General features: G+C 57.3%; 1 protein-coding gene. It reads left to right on the forward strand.

Going from position 1 to position 595, the window contains the following annotated elements:
* Positions 1-595: DDE-type integrase/transposase/recombinase (locus G8O24_RS42590; RefSeq protein ID WP_188108422.1), on the forward strand; the 595-nt coding region annotated here is incomplete at both ends.

A 595-nucleotide genomic window follows, 5' to 3' on the forward strand; every position in this document is an offset into this window, starting at 1 on the left:
ATCGGCTACTTCCACATCGATATAGCTGAGGTCCGCACCGCCGAAGGCCGACTCTATCTCCTCGTCGCAATCGATCGCACCTCGAAGTTCGCCTACACAGAGCTGCACGAGAAAGCCACCAGGCGCGTCGCCGCTGACTTCTTACAGAATCTCATCAAGGCCGTGCCGTATAAGGTTCACACCGTCCTCACGGACAATGGCACTCACTTCACCGATCCGGCCGGCGACAGTTGGACCGCGGCTGACATCAAGGAGAAGATCGAGCAGAAGGAGTTCTTCTGGGCGCATGCTTTTGTCGTGGCCTGCGCCCGCAACGGTATCGATCATCGCCTCACCAAGCCCAAACATCCTTGGACCAACGGCCAGGTCGAGCGCATGAACCGAACGATCAAGGACGCCACGGTCAAACGCTTCCACTACGAAACTCACGCCGAGCTCCGCAGCCACCTCTCAGACTTCGTCAACGCCTACAACTTCGCCAAGCGACTCAAGACCCTCAAAGGCCTCACACCCTACGAATTCATCTGCAGGGCCTGGACAAAAGAGCCAGAACGATTCACCCTCAATCCGCTCCAGCAAATGCCGGGACTAAACA

This window comes from Bradyrhizobium campsiandrae (assembly GCF_014529705.1).
Taxonomy (GTDB): Bacteria; Pseudomonadota; Alphaproteobacteria; order Rhizobiales; family Xanthobacteraceae; genus Bradyrhizobium; species Bradyrhizobium campsiandrae.